Origin of the sequence: Catenovulum agarivorans DS-2 (assembly GCF_000568405.1) — a bacterium.
Taxonomy (GTDB): Bacteria; Pseudomonadota; Gammaproteobacteria; order Enterobacterales; family Alteromonadaceae; genus Catenovulum; species Catenovulum agarivorans_A.
Window position 1 is genome coordinate 78068 of the sequence record NZ_ARZY01000023.1, and the last position, 6893, is coordinate 84960.

General features: G+C 40.3%; 5 protein-coding genes and 1 riboswitch. Of the genes, 4 read left to right on the top strand and 1 reads right to left on the bottom strand.

Features of this window, described 5'->3' with window-relative positions; genetic code table 11:
- Positions 1-24 precede the first annotated feature (24 nt).
- From gshA to DS2_RS12575, 3 genes are all read left to right on the top strand, one after another.
- Positions 25-1584 (top strand): glutamate--cysteine ligase, encoded by a 1560-nt coding sequence (gene gshA, locus DS2_RS12565; RefSeq protein WP_035015155.1) that lies wholly within the window; start codon positions 25-27, stop codon positions 1582-1584.
- A gap of 4 nt (positions 1585-1588) precedes the next feature.
- Entirely contained in the window at positions 1589-2209 is a 621-nt protein-coding gene (locus DS2_RS12570) for a lipoprotein (RefSeq protein ID WP_035015156.1), read from the top strand.
- 290 nt (positions 2210-2499) lie between these two features.
- Entirely contained in the window at positions 2500-2880 is a 381-nt protein-coding gene (locus DS2_RS12575; RefSeq protein ID WP_035015157.1) for a hypothetical protein, read from the top strand.
- Here the strand turns inward: DS2_RS12575 and DS2_RS12580 are convergent.
- Positions 2877-4529 carry a response regulator gene (locus DS2_RS12580; RefSeq protein ID WP_035015158.1) on the bottom strand — a complete coding sequence of 551 codons (1653 nt, stop codon included), beginning with the start codon at positions 4527-4529 and terminating at the stop codon, positions 2877-2879. The two genes, DS2_RS12575 and DS2_RS12580, sit on opposite strands and share 4 nt — an antisense overlap.
- A gap of 188 nt (positions 4530-4717) precedes the next feature.
- A riboswitch (TPP riboswitch) is annotated at positions 4718-4816 on the top strand.
- Positions 4817-4877: 61 nt separating this feature from the next.
- Between DS2_RS12580 and thiC the strand changes: the two genes are divergently transcribed.
- Positions 4878-6803: a phosphomethylpyrimidine synthase ThiC gene (gene thiC / locus DS2_RS12585; protein ID WP_035015159.1), complete on the top strand. Its 1926-nt coding sequence runs from the start codon at positions 4878-4880 to the stop codon at positions 6801-6803.
- Positions 6804-6893 lie beyond the last annotated feature (90 nt).

The following is a 6893-nucleotide window of genomic DNA, read 5'->3' on the forward strand; positions in this document are numbered from 1 at the left end:
TTATTTTATATTGAGGAAATTTGCGTGAAATTAGCTGATTCGGTAGAACTATTTTTTAAACAGCATGGACTCGACTTTGCCAATAGTTTAAATCGAGGCATCGAAAAAGAAGCTTTGCGCATTACTCCAACCGGGCGCTTGTCGACCCAACCACACCCAACACAATTAGGCTCTGCCTTAACCAACCCTTATATCACAACTGATTATGCTGAAAGTTTGTTAGAGTTTATTACCCCTGTAGAAAACAATGCACAAACCAGCATAGAACAACTAATTGATTTACATAAGTTTGCTTATACTCACCAAGGGAGCGAATTGCTGTGGCCAATGAGTATGCCCTGTTTTGTCGGTTGTGAAGCGGATATCCAAATAGCTCAATACGGCAGTTCAAATGTAGGCAAAATGAAAACCCTTTATCGAGAAGGGTTAAAGCACAGATATGGGAGCTATATGCAGGTTATATCTGGTGTGCATTTTAACTTTTCGTTTCCTGATAGTTTCTGGCAAGTATTAGCTCAAGCCGAAGGCCAGGTATTAAGCCAAGCGTATATATCGGCTAAATATTTAGCCTTGTTACGAAATGTAAAACGCCACTTATGGTTGTTGGCTTATTTATTTGGTGCATCACCTGCGTTGTGTGGTTCATTTTTAAAAGACAAAAAGTCAGCGTATCCTTTTGAAACAGTAGGGAAAGGAACTTACTACTTACCATATGCAACGGCACTGCGGTTAAGTGATTTAGGTTATACCAACAAAGCTCAAGCAGCATTGAGTATTCGTTATAATGATTTGCAGGAATATATACACGGCTTGAAACAAGCGATTAAAATGCCATCAGCAGACTTTGCACACATAGCAGCAGGTGAAAATGGTATATATCAACAGCTAAATAAAAATGTTTTGCAAATAGAAAACGAATATTATGCGCCAGTTAGGCCAAAACGTGTTGCAGACTCAGGTGAAAAACCCACTGATGCTTTATTAAGAGGTGGCGTTCAATATATTGAATTGCGCGCTTTAGATATCGACCCATTTTCACCTGCTGGGGTGAATATAGAGCAAATTCGCTTTTTAGATTTATTTTTAACTTGGTGTGTGCTCAGCGACTCACCCGAAATCCACAGCTGTGGTGAATTTTTAAATGCTGCAAATTTACAACAAACCTTATTGTATGGTCGCAAGCCTGGTGTGTTATTAGATAATTCAGGTGAAAAAATTGCGTTAACTGATTGGGCCGAACAAATTATGCTGGAATTGAGCCAGTTGGCGCATGATTTTGATGGGGGCGAGTCAGGTGAATATCAAGCCGCGCTTAATGCACAAAGAAATAAGTTACTTGATGCTAATTTAACGCCTTCAGGCAAAATTATTGCCGCACTTACGGAAAATAACTGGGACAATGCAACACTTGGCATAAATATCGCTGAGCAATTTAAGCAACAAGCTACAGCGCAAAATTATCATCAATTTAGTGAAGCGTTTTTGCAGCAGACCAGTGAACAAAGTGTCAATAAACAACGAGTGCTAGAGCAAGCGCCTCAAGCAGAATTTTCTGAATTTTTAAAAGATTATTTTTCTAAATAGAGTTATGAATAAAAATACAATCTACCTTGGAGCTTTGCTGTTAAATTTTCTTTTATTGGGATGTGCCACATCACCTCCGCAAAAGCCAGATGATCTGTGCGAAATTTTCTTCGAAAATCGTGACTGGTATGATGCAGCAGCCGATGCTAGAGACAAATGGGGCACACCTATTCATATTCCAATGGCAATGATGTATCAAGAAAGTTCGTTTAAATCTGATGCTCAGCCACCGATGGAGTATTTTTTAGGTTTTATTCCAATAGGTCGAGCAAGCAGTGCTTATGGGTACTCGCAAGCCAAGACGTTAACTTGGCAAGACTATAAGCGAGAAACGGGCAATGGCTGGGCAAATCGCAGTGATTTTGACGATGCTATCGATTTTATGGCTTGGTTTATCTACAAAACGCATAAAATTAACGGTGTATCCAAATGGGATGCGTACAAGCAGTATCTGAATTACCATGAAGGTTGGGGCGGCTACCGCAAAAAAACTTATAACAAAAAGAAGTGGTTAAAAAATGTTGCGTGGAAAGTTCAAAAGCGAGCCGAGACTTATGGCGCGCAGTTAAAGCGCTGTGAAGAAGACTTACAAAGTGGTTGGTTATGGCGTCTATTCTTTGGTTAGGTAGTTGACACTTGGTCATTATTTGCAATGCGGTGTGATTTTTGTTATCTAAGAGTAATATTTTTTTATAAGTTATAACTTATTGTTAGTGTGGTTGGTTGTCTATGCTGCACTAACATGCTGATAATTAATTAATCGGTTGTGCCGTTTTTTATTGAGTGCTGGTCATAAGTTTTTACCGTATATTTCAATACTGCAATCTATCCCCTTTCTACTAGGCTTTAACTAGGGCCTAGTAGGGCCTAGCGTCTTAAGCGCATTTTTTTGTTGAAAGCAATTGAGGGAAAATCATGCAACCCATGCAAAATATTGTGGATTCACCGTATACCTCAAGGAAATGGCAAATAAAAACAGTGGATGGATTGTGTTTAGTTGCTGAGCAAGGGCAACTCAAGTTGGTCGAAAAGCTAGATAAACCCAATGCGCTATGGGAGTTTCGCGCAGGGAATGATGTCGGTTTGTATCAAATATATAATGCCCAAAGTGGTGATGTTTTAGTTGACAGTATTAATGGTGGTCATGACGAATGGGCTGTTGAGCCTTGTTATCAAGGGTACTGTCATTTAGTCAGCCCAGGTGGTTTGTTTAGGCATTTTGAACGAAGTTTCCAAAACAAACAAACTGGCAAAGGGTTAACCTTTGTTGAATACGAAAAGTGGTACTTAACTTAAGTTTGATCGATTTGGTTGTGTCGTTCTTTTGCTTGGGCGCTGCGCTCAAGCAATTTTTCGTAACGAGTTTGTTGGTCGTGCGGTAAGTTCTGTTGAGAAATAATGCTAATTGCGCTGTTATACAGCTTCGTTTGCTGTTCATCTAATGCCGTTCTAACCATTTGGTCGACGAGCGCCTGCAACATGTTTAGAGCAATTCGGACATTTTTAGGCATTAAACGTAATGCGTCTGCAAATGCTTGAATCGCTGCAGGATATTGTTTTTTACCGTACAGTTGTACTGCAATATTGTTGAGCTGCCTTGGGGTAAAAGGTATTTCGGTTTTTTCGGATTTCTCTTGGGTTAAATAGGCGGCTAACACTTTGTCGTTTACCGTATTATCTTCGTTGTATTGTTGGTGAATATTTTCTAGTAGGTGGATTGCTTGATCTTGATATCCTAATTCGTGAAAGGCTTTCGCTTTGTCGATATAGTCTTCTAAATTACCGCTTTCTTCATGCTCTAATATGTTTGAAACCAACTGTTTAGCTTTACTCTCTTCATCTTTTAAATAGTGTATGCGTGCCTGTACAATGGATATTTTGTCTTTGTTTTCGGCAGATGAAGGAAATTGATCTTTTAACGCTTCTAAGAATTTTTCTGATTGGCGCACTATTACCGCAGATTCCTGCTCGGGTAAGGTTAGTGCGTAATCTATACCTGAACGAGCGACTGTTAAGTATAAATCTGCTGTTTCGTGAAAGGAACGTTTGGCATATTTGAGCATGGCTTTTGCTGCATTGTATTGGCCAGAATGATCATGCACTAGCCTTGCAAGTTGGACGACACTTTTGTGCCTGTCTATATTGCGAGGTGATAGTTCGCTGGCATTTTGCAACTTCTGGTAGGCCAATTCATATTCATCATGTTGTATATAATATTGGCCAAGTAGATCAAGTGCAGCTAAGCGTGTTTGTGGTTTAGCGACTAGTTTTTCGAGTATATTGATTGCTGCGTCTTCTTTGTCCAAACCTAAATAAGCTTTGGCTAATCCAACCATAGCCCAGGTAAATTTTTGTAAGGTGATAATTTCGTAATAAAACTGCGCAGCTTGCTGGTATTGCTGTGAGGCAAGCAAGGCATCACCTTTGATACGCATCAACAAAGGGTATAAGTTGGCTGCTTTAGGGTCCATTAATAGAGTGTCTACTTGCTCTAGCACCGCAGCATAATTGTTCTGTTCAAGCGCTCGATATACTTTAGTTAATGTATGTTTTCGCGTTAATACGCGGCGCAGCCTGTCACTGAGTTCTTTGGCGGTAAAGGGTTTAGCTAGAAAGTCATCGGGTTGTAATTCAACCACGCTATTCACCAAAGCAGCATCGGTTTCTGCACTGGTAAATATAAAGGTTGTGGTCAGTTTAATGGCACCTTTTGCTTTGAGCTCTTCAAATAATTGATAGCCATCTTTATCTCGGCTCAAATTAAACGAGCAAATAATCACATTAAACTGATGTTCTTCAGCTAAACGCAACGCATGTTTAGCACTCTCGGCCACCATGATTTTATCGAATCCAAGCTTTTCTAACGATTGTTTTAAAAAAACTTGTGCCAATGCTTGATCGTCAATAATTAATACGTTGGCATGTTTGATGAGTTCTTGATTCATGTTGGTCCGTGTTAAATCGATTCGCCAAGTGCTTAAATACCTGCTCGATGGATAGATTGATTATTGATTTAAACCATAGAAATTACAAGTGATTAGCATAGCGTTAATTTGCACTATAAATGCTTTAACAAAAATATTCTGCCATTAATGCTTTTAAATTAGCGTATAGGCTATATAATTTGTGTCGATTTTACTTGTCGGAGTGCCCTTGGGCTGAGATCGCATTTGCGGGATCCGTCGAACCTGATCTGGGTTAAACCAGCGTAGGGAACAAGATACTTTTCTGAATAATGTCTTGTCGATAGCCACACTCCGTCTTTATTCACTATTTTGATTAAAGGCAACACTATGTCACAACCAAATCGCAGAGAAAAACGCGCTCAAGCGCAAGAGTTTATCAGCAGCTTGTCTGGCCAGCCATTTCCTAACTCTAAAAAAATCTATGTAGAAGGCAGCGATCCCTCTATCCAAGTGCCAATGCGTCAAATTAGTGTTTCTGACACTTTTGCCGGCGGTACAAAAGAAAACCCGATATTCGAAAAGAACGAGCCTGTAAACGTATACGATACTTCTGGCCCATACACAGATCCTGAAGTTGTTATTGATGTTCATAAAGGTATTCCGCGTATTCGTGAACAGTGGATAGATGCGCGTAACGATACCGAAGCATTAGATTCTGTAACTTCTCATTACAGCCAAAAACGCTTGGCGGACGATGGTTTAGACCATATTCGTTTTGAACACTTACCCAAAATACGCCGTGCTAAGCCAGGTAAAAATGTTTCGCAAATGCATTATGCTCGTCAAGGTATTATCACGCCTGAAATGGAATACATTGCTATTCGTGAGAATATGAAGCGAGCAGAAGTTAAAGAACAAGTTTTATTGCAACAGCACAAGGGCCAAGCATGGGGCGCAAAGTTACCTGAAGAGATTACCCCTGAATTTGTTCGCCAAGAAGTTGCTGAAGGTCGTGCTATTATCCCAGCTAATATTAACCATCCAGAAATTGAACCTATGATCATTGGTCGTAATTTCTTGGTTAAAGTAAATGCAAATATCGGTAACTCTGCAGTTACTTCTTCAATCGAAGAAGAAGTTGAAAAACTCGTATGGTCTACGCGTTGGGGTGGCGATACCGTAATGGATTTATCAACTGGCCGTTATATTCACGAAACACGTGAGTGGATTATTCGTAACTCGCCTGTGCCAATCGGTACTGTACCTATTTACCAAGCGTTAGAGAAAGTAAATGGGGTTGCTGAAGATTTAACGTGGGAAATTTTCCGCGATACGTTAATCGAGCAAGCTGAACAAGGTGTTGATTATTTCACTATTCACGCAGGTGTGTTGTTACGCTATGTGCCTATGACAGCTAAACGTTTAACGGGTATCGTTTCGCGTGGAGGCTCGATCATGGCTAAATGGTGTTTGGCTCACCACAAAGAAAATTTCTTATACACTCACTTTGAAGATATTTGTGAAATTATGAAACAGTATGATGTTTCATTCTCTTTAGGTGATGGTTTGCGCCCTGGCTCGATTGCCGATGCAAACGATGAAGCTCAGTTTAGTGAATTACGCACTTTGGGTGAGCTGACAAAAATTGCTTGGAAACACGATGTACAGGTTATGATTGAAGGCCCAGGTCATGTTCCTATGCATATGATCCAAGAAAACATGACAGAGCAGCTAGAACATTGCCACGAAGCGCCTTTTTATACTTTAGGCCCATTAACCACAGATATTGCACCTGGTTACGATCACTTTACTTCGGGTATTGGGGCGGCGCAAATTGGTTGGTATGGCTGTGCTATGTTGTGTTATGTAACACCAAAAGAGCACTTAGGTTTACCTAACAAAGAAGATGTAAAAGAAGGTTTGATTACCTATAAAATCGCCGCACATGCCGCTGATTTGGCCAAAGGTCATCCGGCAGCTCAGATACGAGACAATGCTTTATCAAAAGCACGTTTCGAGTTCCGCTGGATTGATCAATTTAACTTAGGTTTAGACCCAGAGCGTGCCCGTGAATACCATGATGAAACCTTGCCACAAGAATCAGGTAAGGTAGCGCATTTCTGCTCTATGTGTGGTCCTAAATTCTGTTCAATGAAAATCACCCAAGAAGTACGTGATTATGCAGCAGGTTTAGAAGCCAAAGAAGCAGAAGCACAGGCGATTGAAATTCAACCCGCTGATGTTGATTCTGGCATGGCTGAAAAATCAAAAGAGTTCCGTGAGAAAGGTTCTGAAATTTATCACACAGCTTAATTTGTCAATTTAGGTAATCCTCAGGATGAAAATAGCCGTTGTAGGCGGTGGTTTACTTGGACGTTTGTTGGCTTGGCAATTGAGCTTGCC

Excerpts from the sequence above, each read along its gene's own strand:
- DS2_RS12575 (WP_035015157.1), top strand. The coding sequence starts at position 2,500 with ATGCAACCCATGCAAAATATTGTGGATTCACCGTATACCTCAAGGAAA.
- thiC (WP_035015159.1), top strand. The coding sequence starts at position 4,878 with ATGTCACAACCAAATCGCAGAGAAAAACGCGCTCAAGCGCAAGAGTTT.
- DS2_RS12580 (WP_035015158.1), bottom strand. The coding sequence starts at position 4,529 with ATGAATCAAGAACTCATCAAACATGCCAACGTATTAATTATTGACGAT.
- DS2_RS12570 (WP_035015156.1), top strand. The coding sequence starts at position 1,589 with ATGAATAAAAATACAATCTACCTTGGAGCTTTGCTGTTAAATTTTCTT.